The sequence below is a fragment of the Gemmata obscuriglobus genome (assembly GCF_008065095.1).
Classification (GTDB): Bacteria; Planctomycetota; Planctomycetia; order Gemmatales; family Gemmataceae; genus Gemmata; species Gemmata obscuriglobus.
The window spans coordinates 2,534,916-2,554,515 of sequence record NZ_CP042911.1 but is presented as its reverse complement, the minus strand read 5'-3'; the positions used below and the strand labels follow the sequence as shown (position 1 = coordinate 2,554,515).

Here is a 19,600-nt window from a genome sequence, read left to right as displayed (position 1 = left end):
TCGCGCCCGTCATCTGTGCGGTAAGGGCACCCGCCCATACGCCCCCGCACATTGCACGCGCAATTCTTCTCCGGCCGCTCGTCTGGCGGCCGAACTCCAACTGACGACACCACGACACGGTCACGAACGGTCCGGAAGCCGCCGCGCCCGAACCGCCCCCTCGCGGGGACGACCACCACCGTTGAGGAGCAACGTCGCGTCATGCCATCCCTGCGCACGCGCCTTTCGTTCGAGTCGCTCGAGACCCGCGAGAACCCCTCCGTCCTCTTTACCGAGACCTTCGACGCGGTCGCCACGCCGGCCCTGCCCTCCGGGTGGGCGACGTGGTCCAGCGACGGGACCGCGGCGCTCGCCTCCGCGACCGGGAGCGGCATGGAGGGCACGGCCGGCGCGCTGTCGCAGGGCGGGAGCCGCACCGCGGCACTCGCCTGGCACCCGCAAACCGTTCCCGCAGACGCCGGCGTCTCGACCTCGCTCCGAGCGGACTCGCTGGTGCCCGCGTTCGTGTTCGCCCGCGGCTCGAACCTCGAGACGGGCGACCGGAGCTACCTCGCGGCCGTCGTGACCCGCGGGCTGAAGGTTCAACTTGTCGAGGTGAGCGGCGGCACGGCACGGGTGCTCGGCACCGTGAGCTCGCCCGGCTCCTCGTACCTCTCGGGCCAGTGGATCCGTGTGTCGCTGGTCCCCGACGGCGCGACCGCGAAGGTCGAAGTGACCCGGGCCGACACCGGACAGTACCTCACGGCGGCCGGCACGTGGCAGGCGGCCGCGACCAGCGCGATTTCGGCCACCACCACTCTCGCGGCCGCGGACGGCAAGGTCGGCATCGGTCGCAACGCGCTCTACGCCGGCGCGGTCGCGCTGGACAACTTCTCCGCGTTCGTCGCGGACCCGCCCGTCGTGCCCGGGGTGGTCACCCAGTCGTTCGACTCGACCGCCGCCGGCGCGCTCCCCGTGGGGTGGAGCGGTTGGTCCACGGCCGCGGCGAACGGCTTCCAAACGAGTACCGCCCGCGCCCTCAGCCCCTCGAACGGCCTCGCGTCCAACGGGCTGTCGAACACGGCCGCCCGCGCGTGGGCCGATGCGGAGTTGCCGGCCGACATCGACGTGTCCGCGGCGGTGTACCTCGACAGCCTCATCCCGGCGCAGGTGTTCGCCCGCGGCTCGAACCTGCAGGGCGGCACGCCCACGTACTACGCCATCAGCCTCACGCGCGGGCTGACCGCGCAACTGGTAAAGGTGGTCAACGGCACCGAAACCGTCCTCGGGTCGATCAAATCGACCGCGTACGTTTCGGGCGTGTGGGTCCGCGCCCGGCTCGTCGCCGAGGGCGACCGGCTGCGCGTGCAACTGTACCGCACCGACACCCGCCAGTGGCTCACGCCGGACGGCTCGTGGTCCGACAGCCCGGACTTCGTGCTGGACCTCCGCGACGCGAGCATCACCGCGGGCGGCCGGGCGGGCGTCGGGCGGAAGGCGGCGGCGTCCGGCGCGCTCACCGTGGACGACTTCGAGGCCAAGCCCGCGGGCCAGTCCACCGGACCGCAGGTCACGGTCACCCGCGTGAACGGGGCCAGCGGGGCCGGCGGCGACGTGACCGGCGAGGTCACCTTCCGCGCCACCATCACCGGGGACTTCGAGCGCGTCGAGTTCCGGCTCAACAACCAGGTCCGCGCGGTGTCCGCCACGACGCCGGCCGAGTGGACGTTCGACAGCACCACGGTCGTCAACGGAACGTACACGCTCACCGTTCGCGCGTTCGACAGCGCCGGCAACGTGACCTCCAAGGAGATCACGCTGACCGTCTCGAACCCCAACATGGACCCGCTGCCGGCCCCGGAGATCCCGCGGCACTACAGCTACATCCGCATCGCGCAGCTCGCGTACAGCGGCACCCCGATCACCGGCGCGTTCGAGCAGCAACTGCTCCGCGACAGCGTCGACCTGGTGATCCCGAACCCGAGCTACCTCGGCGCCATCCAGGGCGCCAGCCCGGACACCCCGCAGCTTATCTACAGCAACGTCTCGAACCTCTACCAGGGGCTGTTGACGAGCTGGCTCGCGTACGCGGACCGCACCGGGGTGTCGCGCGAGCTGGCGTTCTACCACGTCACGAAGGCGACCGCGTTCACCGGTTCCAGCCCGTCGTCGCAGCCGGTGAACTGGTTCTGGGGCGCGTACCAGTCGAACGGCACCGGGACCCCGACGGACATTACTTCGGCGGCGCGGGGCGGCCGCGCAACGGCCGTGTCGCTCGGGGCCGCGGGCACCACCACGTCGTTCGGGTACGTCGAGAAGTTCCGCGAGATGAACGTCACGCTCGGGAACGGCGCGACGGGGAACTGGTCGGGCGTGTGGGAGTACGCCACCGCCGTGGACGCGAGCGGCAACCCGACCGCCTGGAAGACGCTCACCCTCACATCCGACCAGACGGCGGCGCTGCGGACCTCGGGGCGGATCACATTCGACCCGCCGAAGGACTGGGTGCCGGCCGCGGCGACGCCCGGCGGCGCGCTGCTGTACTCGGTACGGCTCCGCGTCACCGCGGGCGCGGCCGGCTCCGCCCCGGAGCTGAAGACGATCTTCGGGCGCGACTACGTGAACGCCAACGGCGCCAGCACGGGCACCATCCCGGCGTTCGACTACGCCGCGGACAAGGACCACGACGGCTACCTGAACGACGCCGAGTACGCCGGCCGCCAGGCGGGGTTCGACGCCCGGTTCGTGTACGAGACGCGGCTGTTCTACCCCTACTACGGCCAGATGCGGTTCGTGACGAACCCGTCGTCGTCCGCGGTGCGGCACTGGGCGCAGGAGTACCACGTCCAACTGCTGACCGCCAACCCGCTGGCCGACGGGGTGTTCATGGACAACGCGACCGGCAAGGTGCCGTTCGCGGGCACCAGCGTGCTGGAGCCGACGGCCACGTTCGCCGAGGACTCCGGCGCGCTGATGAGCGCCGTGTCGCGGGCGATCGCCCCGCGGTGGGTGCTGGCGAACACCGCGGGCGGGTCCACCACCGCGGACGCGATCACCGCCGGCTCCGCGGGGTCGTTCGAGGAGTTCCTCATCCGCCCGATGTCGGCCAACTGGTCCGAGGTGGGCGACGCGGTGAACCTCATCCAGCGCCGGCTGAACAGCCCGAACGCGCCGTACCTGGTGATCGACAGCAGCCCCGAGGGCGGGTCGCGGTACGACTCGCGCACGCAGCTCGCGACGCTCGCGTACTACTACCTGGTCGCGGACCCGGACCGCTCGTTCCTGATGTTCTTCGGCGGCGACAGCCCGTCGTCCTCGTGGACCGAGCACTGGTCGCCGGCGGTGAACGTGAACGTCGGCGCGCCGGTCGGCTCCATGAAGGTGCTCGCCACCGGAACCGACCCGGCGAACTCGGCCCTCACGTACCAGGTGATGGCGCGGGAGTACGAGAACGCGCTGGTGCTGTACAAGCCCCTGTCGTATGCCCAGGGCAAGGGCGAAGGGACGACCGGCAACAACACCGCGACGACGCACCAGCTCGGCGGCACGTACCGGATCGTGAACTCGAACGGCACGCTGGGCCAGTACGTGACCTCGATCACCCTCCGCAACGGCGAAGGGGCCATCCTGGTGAAGGCGTAATCCTCCAAACAGAGGGGCGTGAACTCGGAGGTGAAACGCCCCTCTGTGACTCGGACGCGGCATCGATTTCACGCACATCGCCAATTCCCCCTGCGTGGTAGTTCTGGCCGTTTGAGAAGCCTCGGGTGAAGCGACCGCACCAGTTTTCGCCCGAGACGGGTGTTCCCTGTGCCGAACCAGCACCCGCCGTAAGAGTCGCCGCAGAAACGTGTTACAGCAGACGTTTCGCGTTACGCGGAAGCCCAGATCAGCTCACCGGGAGCGATTGTCCGGGTTTTGAGGGCGCGATTCGGTGGTAATGCCGTACCAGCGAATAGGCAGCGAATCGCCCGCGGAACGTCAGTTCATACCCCATCGCCCGTCCCGTCCGCGAATGTCGCTCGTGCCGCGAGCACCCACTCCTCTGTCACTAACCCTGGCAGGCTGGCTGCACCTGGGGCCTCGGCCACATGATTCGTGTAGCGCCCGCTGCGGCCCCCTACCAACCTGATGGCAACGCGCTCCATGGTGAGTCCGGATCAACGCATTTCAACCTTGCCGAAAATGCCGTTGCTGAAGGGATCTGTAAAGAAGACCCTGTGATACGCGAGACAATCGAGGTGTGAAGCCGGTGCGGTACAGATGATGTCGCGAAGCTCTCGTGGTCCCACCACAACGCCCTTCGATACCAGCAAGGGCTGAAGGGGTCGCTGTTCGTTCGCGCAGAGTTACTGGGTTCAGTTGGCAGCCGTTCCCACCCTCGCACGAGAGGCATTGGTCCGCACCCGCGACGAGACCGAAGCCGCGTTCAAAACCGATCCGTCCTGCGATCTGTTACACGACTTGGCCGCGCTGAACGCGAACCTTGACGGCCGGTGCGAACGGCGACTCTCTTCGTTGATACAGCGGGAAGTAACGGGCCACTGGGCAACGCGCTGTATCCCGTCGCTGAACGCTTTCTGATCGCAGAATGAGCTGCTGTTTAGAAGACAAGGCGAATGACTCATTGGCTAGGACTACCGGACGGGCAATCTTATCTGTCACCGGATGAGGTGATCGAGCGGTTGCGGGCCTAGTTCGCCACCATCAATGTCGACCCCAATGCCGGGGCCGAACACGTCGCCAGCGCGGTCCGCCACATAGAGCGGATCGGGCATCCGGCCGAACACGTGGCCGAGCAGCGACCGATTCAATCGCAGGCCGTCCAGTTCGTCGTGAGCGACGCGCCCGCGTTCGGTGAAGCGTAACTGCGGTTCTTAGTCCCGCCCGGCCGACCAATCCTCATCGGGTATAGCTCGGGACAGCACGAACGCGCCGCGACCGCGGCCGCGAACACCGATCGGTGCTCGCGGCTGCCCGGATACGTCGTCGAGCTAACAGAAAAGTGATGACGAAAATTCTTCTACGCAATCTGGTGATTGCCAACTTCATCAACTGTGAACGCTTACCTCTATCTCGTTCATGCCGGTCGTAGTGCGGCAAAACTGATGAAGCCCGCTTCAACCGGCTCGCCAGGTACCGCTTCTAATCCGATCGGTTTCAACCCGCCGTTGGCGGCGTTGACGCAGACCTCGTACACCCCGTGCCCGAATGCCGGATCTGGGAATCGCAGTTCAGGCACCGGCTCGGACAATATGAATAGTTCATCGAGGTTCCATATCTCATTCGTTCGTATCAAGTACGCGGCATTGGCGGCAGATGCAAATATTCGCACGTATCGAAGCATAATCTGTTGCTGGAAGCTCGTCTCGTGAGTTGAGTACACCAAGATCAGCTCGGGTTTCCGGGCAGAGTGGAACGAGTAGAATTCCGCGGCTGTTTGGTAAAAGCCCGATTCTACCCCTTCAAATCGAAGAAAAGCTTTAATGTTCTCTCCCATCGAGAGCCGATGGCGGAGCGCGAGCGAAACCGGCTCACTCAGTCGGGTTCGCCGGAGCCAACCGATATCGGGAGAGTCCGGATTTTTTTCGGCCGCCATTGTATAAACGGATGGCGGATCGGGACGGAATGAGTTGCCGAGCGCGGCCAAACCTGCTGACGGATTGAGTGACCGCCCCGGCGCCGGGTATCCAAACCAACACCAGCGCGAGCTCATCAGTTAGTCGTCCTTTCCCAGTCAGTAGGCCAAATGAGCATTGAATTTTGACCTATTATTGGCGCGGGAAAACCATAAGTCCGACCTTCAAATGTGGTAAAATACGAGGCGACAATCTGACTATCCGAGATACTTACTCCCGGCGGCATCTCTTCTTGAATAAGTGCATTGCTAAATGGCACGGAGAGTGTAGCGTAGTAAGTTCGCACTGTTGTCGATGATGCTCGTGGCCCGAAGATGACGCCAACGGTCATTCCTCGAGCGCGCGCAATGATACCATAGCGGATGAGTTGCTCCTGTTTCGACCCAAGCGAAATTCCAGTTTCGTAAATGCGGCCGTTGACTTCAAAATCGATTTCCTGCCAAATAGTTCCATCCGGCCTGAAAATGAGTTCGGAATGCCGGCTTGGTGCGTGAGAGATTCGCGCTAAGAACTCAAAACGATCTCCGTCATCGGTAGATAGAGCCGTTACTTTCTCCTCCGCCTTTTGCTGCTGGTCACGCACTTTGAGAGCAATGTCCTGTGTGGCGAAGGTCGCTCTCGCACCAAATACATCGCGAACGTAACGATCTACAGATGCAGCAGGTGTCTGCTTACTCTCGTCCTCAACACTCCAAACATATTTCTTGCCGACCTTCTTGTGCACGACAACGTACGCATTGTGCGCCCAGGCGGCGAACCCCCAGTTGTCGTCGCCGACGAAGTAGGTGTGGTGGTCGGCCACCCGCAGGTTGTACACCGGCTCCCATTCCTGGGTGTCGAACACCTCGGCGATGGGCACCCACTCGCCTGACAAGGTCGCGATCCGGTCCCCCGCGGCCAGTGACCCGGCCGCGGTCCACCCCTTCCCGTCCACCCAGAACGGGTGCTCCGGCGTCGTGCGGATCAGCTCCCCGCCCGCGAAGTGCAGGTGCAGCACCCGGCCCATGCGGCGGAACGTGTCCTCCACCGCCTTCCACTCCACCGGCCCAGTCAGGTCGTGCTCGGTGCGGCTGGCAACCTCGTCCCCGATCCCCAGTAACTCGACCGCCACCCACCCGCGCCGCGTCAGCAGCTTGGTCCCGGCCGCGAAGCAACCCGCGTTCAGGTACTTGCACCCGTTCGCTTGCAGGTACGCCGTCAGGTCCGCCAGCTTGGTGTCCAGGGCCGCCTGCTTCGCTTTCAGATCCGCGAACTTCGCCTTCGGCTGCGGCGCGGTGGTGCCTGCACCGTTAACGTTCTGCTTGATGGCCACTCGCGTCGGACCGCTCGCCGCCGCACGCACCGCCACCTCGGCCGCCATCACCTCCTGGTACTTGGCCAGAGCAGGCCCGTCGAAGTCCTGGGCCGTGAACACGTGGACCTTGTTCCCCTCCGATTGGTGGATGATCTTCAACTGCGACGCGGTTCCCGCCTCCACCGGCACCAGCTTGTAGCTCTTCCCCTTGTACGCGAACGTGAATTGCGTCGATGTTAGTTTGCCGGATTCGGCCCCCGTGATCACCCCGCCACCCAGCCCCTTGGCCACGGCCGCCACCTGGTCCCGCAGCAGCTTGTCCACCCGCTGCGGCACGTACTCGGTCAGACGCTTCAGTTCGTCCCGCAGCTTGTTCAGACCGAACTGCTGCGCCGCCAGACCGATCAGCGGCCCGAGCGATGCGTTCATGGCCCCCAACAGCTCCGCCCGGAAGTTGCCCGCGTTGCCCGCCGCCAGCGCGTTCAGGCTGTCCACGATCTTGGTGAACATGTCCCCCATCTGGGTCCGGTTGTCGAGCGCCCACTGAAGGGCGTTGTACAGCCCGCGGATCGCACCCGCACCCGGCAGGAACATGGACGCCGCCTGGGCCACGGCTCGCCCCGCCGCGATCGTGATCTGCTCCATCGCCTTGGTCTTCAGCCCCTCGACCAGGTTGGGATCGAGTTTATTGACGAACGCCATCAGCGATCGGGCGCTCGACGTGTCCGACTCGGCTGCGAAGTAGTCGTCGTAGATCTTCGTCACCGCCGCCACGTTCCCGGCACCCAGCTCCTGCAGCATCACCGCCTGCACGTTGTCCCACGTCAGCCCGGCGTACCCGAGCAGGAACGCCTGGATGTCCTCCCACTCGTTGAAGTTGGCGTTCGCCAGGTTCGACAGAAGGGTGGTCGAGCCCGCCCCGAGCCACTCGAAGAACGCCTTCTTGCTGGTCGTCTGGAACCCGCTGACGAAGTCGCTGAGCGCCCCGGTCAGCCCGGCCTCCAGGTTGCTCATCAGGGTCGTGAACCCGCTCCCGGACAGCGACGTGAACAGGTTGGCGGCCGCGCTGCCGAGCTGCGGGGCCAGGTCCCGGACCATCTTCCACAGGTCCACCGCCTGATCCCAGGTGGACTGCGACCGCGGGGTGGTGGCGATCACTTGGTGCGGCCCGGCCGACCGCACCACGGTGCCGCCGCTCAGCATCTCCGGGATCACCGTCACGATGATGACCCGGTCCTCCGGCTGACCGGAGACCGAGATGGTGTCGCTCGCGGTCTTGGTGTACTGGTGCGGCGGCAGCGGCCCGCTCCCGTGCCCGTCGGACGGGTACTGCACGTCGATCGCGTACCGGTACCGGAGGGTGTACCCGTGCGCGGCAGCGAACGCTAGGCTCTCCGGATCGTAGGTGAACTTGACACTGAACCCCTGGCCGACCCCGACCGACCGGCGGACGATGGGCCAGCTCGCGTACTGGAGGTAATTGTCAACAGTCATGTCGGTCGGGATAAACTTGCCGAACACGGTCGCGCTTGGCAGTCCGTCGCCCAACTGCGGCTCGACCAAGAGGCCCGAATCGGTGGTGAAGAAATCCCCTTCGTTCGGGTCGTTGGGGTCCCCAGTCCCCTCCGGCATGCCCATCGCATGCGCAGCCGGGATGGGCGCCGGTGCGACCACGAGTTTGAAGGTGACGTGTGGCGTCTCGCCGCCGTCCTTGTCCTTCATGTACGCTTCGACGATGTGCGGCCGGGCCACCGTGTAGTCGGGTAGCGGAACGGCGGCCGTGTTCCCCAGCCGGGTCCCGTCGACTATCCAGAAGAACTCCATCTGTTCGAGGTCGGCCTCGGACGGTTCGACGATGTTCTCGAACGAGAGCAACTCCTGGTCGTACAGCACACGCACATCCTGGCCGCCCGTGGCCACGGTCGAGATGACCGTGCCCGCCTGAACCGTTGCGGTCGGGGCCACGTTGCGGACGTGGACATCAACGGCGTCGTCGGTAGCCGCCCCCCAATCGTCGGTTACCCGGACCTTGGCGTGCCAGACGGTTCCGCCCTCCGGGTTGTCTTCGTACGGGGTGTCGAACGTGACCGTTTTGAGTTCCCGGTTGAACGTCCAGTCGCCGTCGTTGACGATGTCGTACTCTCCGGTCCCGTACCAATCGACCTCCACGGTCAGCGAGTCGGTGTTCTCGACATCGAGTTCGCGGTCGAGGTCGGTGACCACGAACGTGACCACGCTCCCCTCATCGACCGTCGCGTTGACGACACCGGTCGCGGTCCGGTAGAACGCGTACCCGTCCGGCGTGTCGTTGGTCGCCTTGACGGTGAACCCGCTCTCGGCCACCTCGCCGTTGGCGTCGGTTACCTGGACCCAGAAGTCGTAGTCGCCGTAGGTCTCGAACTCGTAGTCCGCCGCGAGCGTGGTCATGTCCGAGACCTGCTCGTACTCCCAGCCGTCGAGGGCGACCCACCACTCAACCCCGGTGATGGCGACATCGGTGTCGGCTGTTACGGTCAGCGTCTTGGTGTTGCCGGCAACGACCGTGAGGTTTTCCGGGACGGTGAGGACGGGCGGTTCGTGGTGGACCGTGACAGCCGTCGTGACGACCTCAACACTTTGGGCGTTGGTCAACCGCGCGGCAACCGTGGCATTCCCCACGCTTGTGAACGTGTGTGGAGCGAACTCGTCGGTACCGGAAACGTCGGCCTGGAAGTTGCCTGCCTGGTAGTCAAAATCCCACTCGATCGAGGTGTACACCGGCTCGGGGGTGAGCGATGTCTGGACGTAGAACGTAACGGTATCGCCGCGGTAAACGTAATCGTTGTCGGCTTCGATCCAGACGCCGGTCGACGAAGTGCCGCCGCCGGTACCACCGCTGCCGCCCGTTTCTCCGCCGCCCGTCTCCCCGCCACCTCCCGTCTCCCCGCCGCCCGTCTCCCCGCCACCTCCCGTCTCCCCGCCGCCCGTTTCTCCACCACCTCCCGTTTCGCCCCCCGGCGTCCCTCCGCTTCCTCCGGTGCCACCTCCTTCGCCTTCCAGACCGCCGCCCACCGGCCCGCCAACCGAACCACCACCCGTTCCCCCGGTTCCTCCGGTGCCACCTCCTTCACCTTCCAGTCCGCCGCCTCCCGACCCGCTGCCTGACGACCCTCCGGTCGGGCTCTCCCCGAACCCCGCGGGACCGCCGGCCGTACCATTCGGGTTCGGGGCTGAGGCGGGCGGCATTTCGCCCAGCGCAGCGAACGGAACGTCCCAGGAGATCCCCAAATCGTCATCAACGGTGCTGTGGAAACCCGACAGGGGCTCATCGCTCGATGCGCCAGAGCCCCCACGGTCGGAGTCGCTCCCGGAGAAGTCAAGGACGGCAGGGGTTGAGCTTTCGGCGGCTGAAGAAGCCGAACCGCTGCCGACCGGATTGTCACCCAACCAGGAGGTGAGGGCCGGAACGCCCGCGGGCGGCGCGGGGAAACTGAGGTCCTGAAACGTCGGGAGGGACTCGAGGGCGAGCAGCGAGCCGGGAAGGTCCCGACTCTCGATCGCCTCGAGCCCCGCCAGCCGGAACCGGTACGGCAGGCCGGTGTGGCGGGTGACAACACGCGACGACCGCCCGAAGGGCTCGCGGAACGGGGACCGGGCCAAGAGACGGCGGACGAACCGGCGCAAGGCTTCGCTCAGCATGGGCGCGTACTCCGTGCGAAAGGCTTCAGGCAGACGACTGTGCGAAAGAAACAACCAGAGAAATTGCTAATCAATTGCCAACGCGATCAGCATTCGATCCAGTCTGACACGGACAATCGCCGCGATTCGGGAGAGTTGAGCTGTGATTGAAGAGAGGATTGTTGTTTTGTGCGGCTTCCAAGTCAATAGACGTTGTTCAATGAGGCGTATTTTTCCAACCCGCTTGAGTACTACTCCGTTACCTCGCCACAACTGCTTATTTTACAACGTGTTATGTACACGCCACCAGGACACATCTCGACGGAACACCTTGTAGGATCTGGACTTGAGTCAAATGGAATGCTCACTGCCCCAGCGGGATGTTTGCTGCTCTCGTGAACGGACTCGCCAGAATCGCTGGGATTTGAACCCATTGCGGGTGCACGGGCCTGTAGGTGCAGATCGCCATAAGTAGCGACACTGTAATTATTTGTGGCGAATTAACGGAGTAGTATGAGGCTCACGCTCTTAATCCACCAGACCATCGGATTCCTTCAACAGTTCGGCGACAGCCGCATCTGCCACGCACTTGCCGCGGCGCGTTAATCGTACGCGGTGTCCGTCGTCGGTAACGATGCCGTGGTCGCGGAAGAGCGCCAGTGCCACCGGCGCCAGCGCGTCCAGGTCGAAGCCGGTCTGTGCGCGGAACGGTACCCGATCGATGCCGTCGGCCCGGCGCAACTGCGTCGCGAGCGTCTCGAACGCCCGCGCCCGCGGTTCCAGCGTCTCGCGTTGGAACGTCACATCCTCGCCCCCGAGCGCCTTGCGGATGTAGAGCTTCGTGTCGCGCACGTTCAGCTCGCGGCTGCCGTTCACGTACCGCGCCGCACCCACCCCGAACCCATAGTAGGCGTCGTTGGCCCAGTACCGCTCGTTGTGCCGGCACCGGTACCCGGGCCGGGCGAAGTTCGAGATCTCGTAGTGCTCGAACCCGGCCGCCGCGAGCCGGTCCATCGCGTGCTCGTACATCGCCAGTTCGGTGTCCTCGGGCACGGCCTCGACCAGCCCGCGCGTCTGGCGCTTCCAGAGCGGCGTGCCCTTCTCGTAGGTCAGCCCGTAGGTCGAAACGTGCTGCGGGTCGAACGCCAGCGCCGCGTCGAGGTCCGCGCGCCAGCCCTCGATCGTCGAACCCGGCGCCCCGAAGATCAGGTCGAACGACACGACGGGAATGTGCTTCCGAACCGCGTCCACGGCCCGCCCGATGTGCTCCGGGGCGTGCCGGCGGTCGAGCGCCGCGAGCGATTCGGGGCGGAACGACTGCACCCCGACGCTGACCCGGTTCACACCGAGCGCGGCCATCACCGCGGTCTTCTCCTCGGTCAGCGAATCGGGGTTCGCTTCGATCGAAAACTCCCGCCCCGCGCCGCGGCCCGGCGGCAGCCACCGCGTCACCGTTTCGATCAGCCGCCGCAACTGATCGGCCGAGAGGTGCGTTGGGGTGCCGCCGCCGATGAACAGGCTCTCGACCGGGCGCGGCTCGCGCAGCCCCGCGAGTTCGGCGCCGACCGCTTCGAGGTACAGTTCGATGAGGTGGTCCTGCCCCGCCGTCACCGCAAAATCGCAGTACCCGCAGTGGTGCGCGCAGAACGGGACGTGAACGTACGCCGTGCGAGGGTCCAACCAGGGATCGTTCAAGGCAACAGTGCTGTCAAAAGGTGAAGGGCGGAAGCGGTAGAACCGAAGCGGTTTCCCACCGTTCGATTCTACCACTTCCGCCCTTCACCTTTTGACTTTTGCCGTGCTCTTACGGGAACAGGAACGCGAACCCGGTGACCAAGCCGGCCTCGGCCATGATGCCGCCACAGGTCAAGTTCGGCGGGTACAGGTACAGCGGAGTCGGGCTCCCGGGCAGACACTTGCCGGCGTTGGTGTCCCAAAACCCGTAGGTGCAACCGGACACCAGCCCGGCCGGCCACAGCAGCACGTCGCGGTAGAACTTCCCGGCCGACACGAGCGTCGTCATCGGCCCCAGGTCCCAGCCGGCGCGCTCGAAGTTCCGCTGCTCGAAGTGGAGCCGGCGGTGGACCACGTACAGCGGCTCGATGGTGAGCTTGCTGGCCGGGTACGCGAGCGTTTTCGGCTGGTACGCGACGCCCGCCGGGCTGACCACCGGCAGCGCCGGGAACTCGAACTCGGGCAGCGTGCGGGGGTCCTTGACCGCGCGCAAGTTGCGGATCAGTTCCTCGGTGCCGGCCGTGGGTTTCCCGGCGGCCGCGTCGTCCTTGAGCGACTTCTCCAGGAGCCGCAGCCGGTCTTTAAACGCGGCCTCCACGATCGCCTGCCGGAGTTCGGCGTCGTTGTACGAGACCCCGAAGATCTTGTCGCGCGACGGCAACTGGATCTCCTTCGGGTCCACCTCGACCACTCTGTTTTTGAAATCTTGTTTCGGCAACGCGTTCGAGTCACCGGCCGACGCCTTTTGCATGGGCGGCTGGGCCGCCGGCTGGGCGCCGAACGCGGCCGGCGCGGGGACCGTTGCCACCGGGGCCACGGTGACCGGCGGCAGCACCGGGCGGACGGGGGCGGCGTCGGGCACCGGGAGCGCCACCGGCGACTCGCGGCCGCCCAGTTGTGCGACGCCGTCGCCGGCGGTCGCCGGGAGCCCGCCGCCGGTCGCGGTCAGCGCGTCGGCCGGCTTGTGGAAGTACATCATGGTTCCGGAGGAACCCGGAGCCGCGCCCGAAGTGGGTTGCGGGGCCGGCCGCGACGGCTGCGCCGCCTGAGCCTGGGCCGGCGGCGTCCGCGGGCGGTAGCCCGGCGGCAGCGCCAGCCCGTTGGGCAGAACGTTGTTCGGCGGTGCGGCGCCCGCTCCGCCCGCCCCGGGCACGAGGTTGCCCCCCGGGATGGGTGCGGGCGGCTGCGCGAGGGCCGGCGCGGCCATGAGTGCGAGGAGCAGCGCGGCCTTAGCCGCCCGCGTCCCCGGCGTGATCGACCGAACTGTAATTCGGCGCTTCCTGCGTGATAGCAATGTCATGCGGGTGGCTCTCCTGCACACTCGCCGCGGTCACCTGAATGAACCGGGCCTTGGTCCGCAACTCGTCCAGCGTCTTGCAGCCGCAGTACCCCATTCCGGCACGCACGCCGCCGACCAGTTGGTACACGAACGGCGAGAGGTGTCCCTTAAATGGGACCCGCCCCTCGACCCCCTCGGGCACCAGTTTCCCGTTCGCCGACTGCGCCCCGCCCTGTTGGTAGCGGTCCGCGCTGCCGGCCATCATCGCGCCCATCGACCCCATCCCGCGGTACTGCTTGAACGAGCGACCGCGGAACAGAATCAGTTGCCCCGGGCTCTCGGCCAGGCCGGCGAACAGCCCGCCGATCATGACCGAATACGCTCCGGCCGCCAGCGCCTTGGTGATGTCGCCGCTGTACCGGACGCCGCCGTCGGCGATGATCGGTACCCCGGTTCCCGCGAGCCCTTTCACCGCGTTGGCGATGGCCGACATCTGCGGCACGCCGACGCCGGACACGACCCGGGTGGTGCAAATGCTACCCGGCCCGATGCCGACTTTTACGGCGTCGGCCCCGGCGTCCACCAGGGCCCGCGCGCCGTCCACGGTCGCCACGTTCCCCGCGATCACATCAATGCTGTGCCGCTTCTTCAGCTCCCGCACCGTCTCAATGACGTTCAGGCTGTGCCCGTGGGCCGAATCCACCACCAGCACATCGACTCCCGCCTCGATCAGCGACGCGGCCCGCTCGAAGTCCCACACCCCGATCGCCGCCCCGACCATCAGTCGCCCGCGAGCGTCTTTAGCCGCGTGCGGGAACTTTTGCGTTTTGTCGATGTCCTTGATCGTGATCAACCCCTTCAGTCTGAATTGATCGTCAACCAGGAGCAATTTCTCCACCTTATTTTTCGTCAGGATCTTCTCGGCCGCGTCGAGCGTCGTGTTCTCGGGGGCGGTCACGAGGTTCTTCTTGGTCATCACCTCTTCGAGCTTCTGCTCGTTGTCGTCGAGGAACTTGAGGTCGCGGCGGGTGAGGATGCCCTTGAGGACCCCGTTCACGGTGATGGGCACGCCGCTGATGTGGTGCTCCTCCATCAGCTTGCGCGCGTGCCCCACGGTGTCGTCCGGCGGGAGCGTCTGCGGGTCGGTGATGATCCCGTTCTCGCTCCGCTTCACCTTGTCCACCTCGCGCGTCTGCGCGGCGGCGCTCAGGTTCTTGTGGATGATCCCGATGCCGCCCTCCTGCGCCAGCGCGATGGCCAGCTCGCTCTCCGTGACCGTGTCCATCGGGCTGGAGAGGATGGGGATGTTGATCCGCACGTTCCGCGTGAGCTGGGTGCGCACGTCGGTGTCTTTGGGGATAAAGTCGCTGTAGCCCGGTTCCAGCAGCACATCATCGAAGGTAATACCCTGGTACGCGATGCGGTCCTGCATAGCGGCTCCGTGGCGCACGTGCGCGAAAAAAAGGTGTGGTCTGGGATTATAGGAGCCCGGGGCAACACGCGTCGACAGAAGTGAAAGCGGCCGCCCGCCGCCTGCCGGGATCAAAGGCAGAAGGCGGGTGCGTGCCGCGCGCCCGTCAGCTTTTCTTGGGCGTGAGAACGAGTTCGTGCTTCGCCCGGCTCACGACCACCCCGCCCGCGACCTCTTTGGTCACCGCGAACGCGGCGGCGGCGCGCACCGCGATCGGGGCACGCACCCGCACGAGCGCGGTCCCGTCGGGGCGGACGTCGAACACGCCGCCGTCCACCGGCTCCTTGTCCGCGCGGCCGGCGTCCACGATCCAGAGCTGGTACTGCTCCTTCGACGGGTCCAGCGGGGGCAACCCGCTCACCTCCAAGTACCCTTCCTGGCGGGCGGCGCTCCAGACCACTTCGCCGGACGGCCCCGGCTTGTCCGCCGCGGCGAACGCGACCGCTTGCGGGCGCAACCGGTCGCGCAGTTCGGCCAGCGTCGGCTCCTTCTTGGGCCACAGCACGAACGCCATAACGCACGCCAGCGAGGCCGCCACCGCCCACCCCGACCACGCAGCCCACGCGCGGGAGGGCCGCGGCCTTGCGGGGCGGACGGGCACGGGGGGCATCGCCACCGCGGTCAGCTCGAGCCGCTCCGCGAGGCCCACCGGGAGCGGCTCCAGCGGCCCGATGAGGGCGAGGTGAACGGCCGCCGCGGCCAGCTCCAAACTGTCGGGTTCGTCGGCGGGGAACTGTGCGAGCAGCGATTCTAGTTCGGTCGCTTCGGCGGGAGAAAGCCCCTGCGTCGCCTCAATGGCCAACAGCTCGTCCAGCCGGTCATGTTTGAAGCTCACGCGCCGCCTCCCTTCTGGGCCAGGCGCTCACGGACGCGAATCAACCCGCGGCGGATGTGCGTCTTCACCGTGCCGACCGGCAACCCGGTGGCGGCCGCGATCTCCTCGTGCGTCAACCCGTCGTAGATGGCCAGCCGGATCACGCGCCGCTCCTCGTCGCGCAACTCGGCGAGTGCCGCAGTGGCTTGAGCGGCCTCGTCCTCGATCTCGACCCGTGCAACTGGTGGTTCTCCCGCGGGCGGCTCTTCAGCGAACGGTTGCGCGCCGGGCACACGGGCGGCCCGGCGCTTGCGGTCGATGAGCCGGCGGCGGGCGATCATGGTCACATAAGTGGGCTCAGACGCGCGGTCCGGATCGTACCGGCCCGCGTTCTTCCACAGTTCGATGAACACGTCCTGCACGGCATCTTCCGCGTCACTCGGGCTACCGAGGAACCGGCGCGCCAGGGACCAGACCAGCCCGCCGTAGCGAGCGATACAGTCCGAAACGGCGGCCGGGTCACCGGCCGCGATCCGTGGGAGTACGCCGTCCGTCACCAGCTCCGCCCTCCCCGCCCGCCTACGACATAATCATTCGCGACGCTACCAACTACAGATGCAGAAACGACCCGGCCCGTGACCAGAGCCACGGGCCGGATCTCAATTTTCGTTAGTACCCTGAGCAAAAAACGGCTAGTAGCCGGTTTCGCCGCTGAACCCAAGTTGCTTCCCGCCGCCGAAGCCCCCCTGGATGCCGCCGATCCCGCCGAAGCCGCCCTGGATGCCACCGATACCGCCGATCCCGCCCTGGATGCCACCGATACCACCAATCCCGCCCTGGATGCCACCGATACCGCCGAAACCGCCCTGGATGCCACCGATCCCACCAATCCCGCCCTGGATGCCACCGATACCACCCTGGATGCCGCCGATCCCGCCGATCCCGCCGATGCCACCCTGGATGCCACCGATACCGCCACCGATACCACCAATACCACCACCAATCCCGCCGATGCCGCCCTGGATACCACCGATACCGCCGCCGATGCCACCGATACCACCAATCCCGCCGGCACCACCGCCCAGGTAGCTCCCGATTGATGGGAACGTAACGATGTTACCACCGATGCCACCGCTGATCCCACCGATACCGCCGCCGATCCCACCGATACCGCCACCGATGCCGCCGATACCACCACCGATGCCGCCGATACCACCACCGATACCGCCAATGCCACCACCGATACCGCCAATGCCGCCACCGATCCCACCAATGCCGCCACCGATCCCACCAATGCCGCCAATCCCGCCCTGAATACCGCCAATCCCACCACCGATCCCGCCCTGGATACCGCCGACGCCACCGATCCCACCGATCCCGCCCTGAATACCGCCCTGAATCCCGCCCTGGATCTGACCGCCTTGAATACCGCCCTGGATCTGACCGCCCTGGACGCCGTTCACACCGCCGTTGTTGCCGGCGATGTTACCCGTGTTGTTGAAACCAGCCGGGCGCCACGTCCCACGGGGGACGTACGAGTAACTGCCCGCCGGGCGAGCGCGCCCCGGTTGCTGTGCTTGCACCAGTCCCGTCGCGGGTACCAGTGAAACCGCCCCAAGGGCGAGCACCAGTCCGGCCAACCGCCGATTCAGAGTTCCAACCATGACAAGCCCTCACCTCAAGTGCTGATGGTTCTTCCGCTGATTCGCAAGCTCGACCGGCCGGCTTCGGCAGGCACGCGGACAACCGGATCACCTTTTCACGATCCACGGTATCCGCTTAGGGAACGAATGCAACGCGGGGCACGGACTTGCGCCGACCCGCCGGATTTTTTTGGTCGCCTCCACCCGGACATTCCGAACGGTCGCGCCGCGCGGAGAGCGGGCACGAGATCGGAACCGAACTTGAGTGTCCGTAAACGGTTGTCGCGCCCTGCGGCGCGACCGGTGAAATCGTTGCCCGGGAGGGGCGTCTAGAGGAATGTAACGGGCAGCCGGCGGCGCGGTTGGCATTTCCGAGCAAAATCCGCCCCAATATTCCTCCCGCCGCCCTCGTATCCGCGCCCGCACCCGATTTCGAGGCACCTGTATGAACCAGCCGCTCCGGTTCCGACACAGCGCGGCCCGAACAGCCGCACTTGCTCTTGTGGTCGCGCTCGCGGCGGTCGTCGCAAACGGGCTGACGCCGCCCTCACCGGCCCTCGCGCGTGTCCCCGCACCACCACTTCCGGCCGAACTGGCCTACGTCCCACACGACGCCGCGCTGTTCCTGTACGTCGACGCGGCCCGGGTGCTGTCACACGAGGCGGTCAAAGGAATCCGTACCGCCGACCGTAAAGGGGTACTCGGGGCGATCGAAGCGGCCGCGCCCCAGCAGTTCGGGATGAGCGTGGACGACCTCAAGTCGGTGGTCGTGTTCGTGCCACGTTTGACAGGCCCGCAGGACTCCGAAAAGGTCGGATTCGTCGTCACGTTCACCAAGCCCTTTGACAAGAAAAAGTTCGAAGCCGGGTTGCCGGCCCTGCTCCCCAACGGTGTGAAGTTCAGCGTGTCGGCGCTGAACGATAAGGCCGCCCTCGTCCTTCAAAACTTCGACGGCAAAGACTCGAAGCCGAGACCCGCCGGCGAAGAGGGGCCGCTCACCGGCGCGATCAAGGCCGCGGCGAGCGGCAAGCACGCCCTGGTCGCCGGGCTCACCTTCGCCAACCTGCCGGACGAGTTGCGGAAAGACAACCTCCCCGGACCGTTCCGCGTCGCCAAGCCGATCTTTGCCTCCGACGCGGTCGTCGCCACCGTCGACCTGGGTCAGTCGCTCGACCTCGCGGTGACGGTGAAAGCGGCGCGCGCGGCGCAGGCCGCGGATGCCGAGAAGGCCCTGGCCGCGGTCACCAACCTCCTCACCGAGGAGTTAACCCGTAGCCTGGTCACGCTCGAAAAAGACGCAACAGTTAAGGACGGGGTAACGGTGCTCAAAGCACTGCTGGCGAGCGCGAAGAGAGGGAAGTTCGAACGGGACGGCACCGACGCCCGCGTGACAGCCACCCTGCCGCTGCAAGGGTTGCCACTGGCGGCCGCGTACACCGACGCCTTTAAGGGCGCCCAGCAGGCCGCGGCCAGGAACCGGTCGGCCAACAACCTGAAGCAGATCGGGCTGGCGCTGCACAACTACCACGACACCCACGGGCACTTCCCACCGGCCGCGGTGTGCGACAAGAAGGGCAAGCCGCAGCTCAGTTGGCGCGTCCTCATTCTGCCGTACATTGAGCAGGACAAACTGTACAAGGAGTTCAAGCTGGACGAGCCGTGGGACGGCCCGAACAACAAGAAGTTGCTCGCCAAGATGCCCCAGGTGTACGCCCTCCCTGAGGTCACGAAGGCGGGCGGCACCGACACGTATTACCGTGCGTTCGTCGGCAACGGGGCCGCGTTCGACTGGCTCACCGGCACCCAGATCACCGGCTTCGCCGACGGGACCTCGAACACCGTGCTGTGCGCGACCGGCGCGGCCGCGGTGCCGTGGACCAAACCGGACGAGTTGGAGTTCGACCCCGAGAAGGATCCGACCAAGCTGTTCGGGTTGGTCGTGAACGGAACGGCGCAGGTGACGATGTGCGACGGCTCGGTGCGCACGCTCGCGAAACTGCCGTCGAAGGAAACGCTCAAGGCGCTCATCACCCGCAGCGGCGGCGAGGTAATCGGGAACGATTTCTAAGCGCCGGCCGGGGACGAGCCCC

Annotated in this window: 11 protein-coding genes; 2 read left to right on the top strand and 9 right to left on the bottom strand. The window is 66.2% G+C overall.

All coding sequences use genetic code 11. The features are described from left to right. Positions 1 to 201: 201 nt before the first annotated feature. On the top strand, positions 202 to 3,621 hold the full coding sequence (locus GobsT_RS10630; RefSeq protein WP_029601082.1) for an Ig-like domain-containing protein: 3,420 nt from the start codon (positions 202 to 204) through the stop codon (positions 3,619 to 3,621). Between the two features lie 1,019 nt (positions 3,622 to 4,640). Here the strand turns inward: GobsT_RS10630 and GobsT_RS37640 are convergent. From GobsT_RS37640 to GobsT_RS10590, 9 genes are all read right to left on the bottom strand, one after another. Next, complete coding sequence (locus GobsT_RS37640; protein WP_010044417.1) at positions 4,641 to 4,793, bottom strand: hypothetical protein; 153 nt, start codon at positions 4,791 to 4,793, stop codon at positions 4,641 to 4,643. Between the two features lie 266 nt (positions 4,794 to 5,059). Then, positions 5,060 to 5,695, bottom strand: coding sequence for a hypothetical protein (locus GobsT_RS10625; protein ID WP_148087692.1), 636 nt, complete (start codon positions 5,693 to 5,695; stop codon positions 5,060 to 5,062). Further along, positions 5,695 to 10,590 (bottom strand): polymorphic toxin-type HINT domain-containing protein, encoded by a 4,896-nt coding sequence (locus GobsT_RS10620; protein ID WP_148087691.1) that lies wholly within the window; start codon positions 10,588 to 10,590, stop codon positions 5,695 to 5,697. Before GobsT_RS10620 ends, GobsT_RS10625 begins: the two co-directional genes overlap by 1 nt. Positions 10,591 to 11,097: 507 nt before the next feature. After that, a complete protein-coding gene (hemW, locus tag GobsT_RS10615) occupies positions 11,098 to 12,249 on the bottom strand; it encodes a radical SAM family heme chaperone HemW (RefSeq protein ID WP_010044413.1) in 1,152 nt (383 codons plus the stop codon). A gap of 124 nt (positions 12,250 to 12,373) precedes the next feature. Further along, the gene (locus GobsT_RS10610; RefSeq protein ID WP_148087690.1) at positions 12,374 to 13,603 is read right to left on the bottom strand and encodes a hypothetical protein; all 1,230 of its coding nucleotides are present in this window, start codon (positions 13,601 to 13,603) and stop codon (positions 12,374 to 12,376) included. Then, entirely contained in the window at positions 13,533 to 15,014 is a 1,482-nt protein-coding gene (gene guaB / locus GobsT_RS10605; protein WP_010046202.1) for an IMP dehydrogenase, read from the bottom strand. Before guaB ends, GobsT_RS10610 begins: the two co-directional genes overlap by 71 nt. Positions 15,015 to 15,159: 145 nt before the next feature. Continuing rightward, complete coding sequence (locus GobsT_RS10600) at positions 15,160 to 15,888, bottom strand: anti-sigma factor (protein WP_010046205.1); 729 nt, start codon at positions 15,886 to 15,888, stop codon at positions 15,160 to 15,162. After that, entirely contained in the window at positions 15,885 to 16,424 is a 540-nt protein-coding gene (locus GobsT_RS10595) for an RNA polymerase sigma factor (protein WP_010046208.1), read from the bottom strand. The genes GobsT_RS10600 and GobsT_RS10595 overlap by 4 nt, the downstream gene beginning before the upstream one ends. 135 nt (positions 16,425 to 16,559) lie before the next feature. Further along, on the bottom strand, positions 16,560 to 17,531 hold the full coding sequence (locus GobsT_RS10590; protein ID WP_148087689.1) for a hypothetical protein: 972 nt from the start codon (positions 17,529 to 17,531) through the stop codon (positions 16,560 to 16,562). 424 nt (positions 17,532 to 17,955) lie between these two features. Here GobsT_RS10590 and GobsT_RS10585 point away from each other — a divergent pair, with 424 nt between their 5' ends. After that, positions 17,956 to 19,578: a DUF1559 family PulG-like putative transporter gene (locus GobsT_RS10585; RefSeq protein WP_010046213.1), complete on the top strand. Its 1,623-nt coding sequence runs from the start codon at positions 17,956 to 17,958 to the stop codon at positions 19,576 to 19,578. Positions 19,579 to 19,600: the final 22 nt, after the last annotated feature.

Bases quoted from the DNA above. Each gene is read 5' to 3' on its own strand.
- guaB (WP_010046202.1), bottom strand. From the start codon at position 15,014: ATGCAGGACCGCATCGCGTACCAGGGTATTACCTTCGATGATGTGCTG.
- GobsT_RS10610 (WP_148087690.1), bottom strand. From the start codon at position 13,603: ATGACATTGCTATCACGCAGGAAGCGCCGAATTACAGTTCGGTCGATC.
- GobsT_RS10620 (WP_148087691.1), bottom strand. From the start codon at position 10,590: ATGCTGAGCGAAGCCTTGCGCCGGTTCGTCCGCCGTCTCTTGGCCCGG.
- GobsT_RS10590 (WP_148087689.1), bottom strand. From the start codon at position 17,531: ATGGTTGGAACTCTGAATCGGCGGTTGGCCGGACTGGTGCTCGCCCTT.
- GobsT_RS10630 (WP_029601082.1), top strand. From the start codon at position 202: ATGCCATCCCTGCGCACGCGCCTTTCGTTCGAGTCGCTCGAGACCCGC.
- GobsT_RS10625 (WP_148087692.1), bottom strand. From the start codon at position 5,695: ATGAGCTCGCGCTGGTGTTGGTTTGGATACCCGGCGCCGGGGCGGTCA.
- GobsT_RS10585 (WP_010046213.1), top strand. From the start codon at position 17,956: ATGAACCAGCCGCTCCGGTTCCGACACAGCGCGGCCCGAACAGCCGCA.